2 protein-coding genes are annotated in these 1,278 nt (G+C 43.9%); both read right to left on the bottom strand.

What is annotated here, in order from left to right; genetic code table 11:
* Positions 1–37: 37 nt before the first annotated feature.
* Positions 38–904 carry an IS3 family transposase gene (locus MHH60_RS33170; protein ID WP_179088996.1) on the bottom strand — a complete coding sequence of 289 codons (867 nt, stop codon included), beginning with the start codon at positions 902–904 and terminating at the stop codon, positions 38–40.
* Complete coding sequence (locus MHH60_RS33165; RefSeq protein WP_076139116.1) at positions 901–1,203, bottom strand: helix-turn-helix domain-containing protein; 303 nt, start codon at positions 1,201–1,203, stop codon at positions 901–903. Before MHH60_RS33165 ends, MHH60_RS33170 begins: the two co-directional genes overlap by 4 nt.
* Positions 1,204–1,278: the final 75 nt, after the last annotated feature.

Here is a 1,278-nt window from a genome sequence, read left to right as displayed (position 1 = left end):
TGGTCAAGACCCCATTTAGTAGACATTGAAAAAAGACCTAGGCTACAAGCTGATTCCTGTACTCAACAGGAGTCAGCTTGTTTAGTTTTCGTTGTGCTCTATCTTCATTGTAAAAACGTATATACTCCTCAATTCTTCTTTGTGCCTCAGCGATACTTCGTATATCATAAGGATAGAGTGCTTCGACTTTAAGATGAGAGAAGAAGCTCTCGATGGAGGCATTGTCATAACAATTTCCTCGGCGTGACATGCTGATTTGGGCGCCAACCTGTGGCAGCATGTCGTGGTATGCATGGGACGTGTACTGGCATCCCTGGTCGCTGTGAACGATCAGTCCAGTCACGTCTTTATGTGTTTCAAAGGCCTTTCTAAACGTCTCTAATACAAGTGGATTGTCGTTACATCTGCTAATGTGGTATCCGACGATCTCGTTATTCCACAAATCCTTGATGGCTGATAAGTAAATTTTCTCATCGAATACCCGATATTGTGTAACATCCGTTACCCATTTCTGGTTGGGTTTATCCGCTTTGAAATTTCTTTTCAGTAGATTCTCTGCGACTCTTCCATCCGAAACTGCTGCCTCATAGGTTGTTCTATGGACGTACTTACGGCGTATAATCGCCTTAATACGAAGCTCCTGCATGAGTCGTAAAACCTTCTTGTGATTCACGACAAGGTGATATTGGCGGTATAACTCATCCTGTATCCGACGGTATCCTACCGTCTTGTCCCGTTGCTCGTATATGGCTTTGATCTTACGTTTCAACTCTTGGTCTGGATCCTTTTCCTTGCGCTTCAGATAAGCATAGTAACCGCTTCTGTGGACCCCTAAATATCCACAGAGTTCCTTTACGGTCTGCTTATGCTTCAGTTCGTCGATGACAACATATCTATCCTTCAACCCTCCCGATTCAAGATTTGTAACCACTTTTTTAGAACGTCTACCTCCAACTGTAAACGACGTAGTTCTCGCTCTTGCTCTGTTTCAGACCTGTGCGGATCTCCACGTCTATCCTGAAAAGAGTCTTTTCCCTTTGCCCGATACTTCCTCACCCAGACACTGACACGCTTCCTGTCATTAATATCCAGGTGTTCTGTAATCTTTCTGCAGCACCATCCTTCCTCCATAAACAGTCGAACAGCTTCTACTTTCACAGACTCAGGATAATGCTTAAACTTCTGACCTTTCTTAGCTGGCATAAAAATGCACCCCCTAGAATTACATCGGATTTACCCTGGGGTTTTTCCAATGTCTATTCTAAGGGGTGCACTTCA

Source organism: Paenibacillus sp. FSL H7-0716 (assembly GCF_038002705.1).
Classification (GTDB): domain Bacteria; phylum Bacillota; class Bacilli; order Paenibacillales; family Paenibacillaceae; genus Paenibacillus_AQ; species Paenibacillus_AQ odorifer.
Note: the sequence above shows the minus strand (reverse complement) of the source record. Positions and strands in the feature narration are given on the sequence as shown.

Bases quoted from the DNA above. Each gene is read 5' to 3' on its own strand.
- MHH60_RS33165 (WP_076139116.1), bottom strand. From the start codon at position 1,203: ATGCCAGCTAAGAAAGGTCAGAAGTTTAAGCATTATCCTGAGTCTGTG.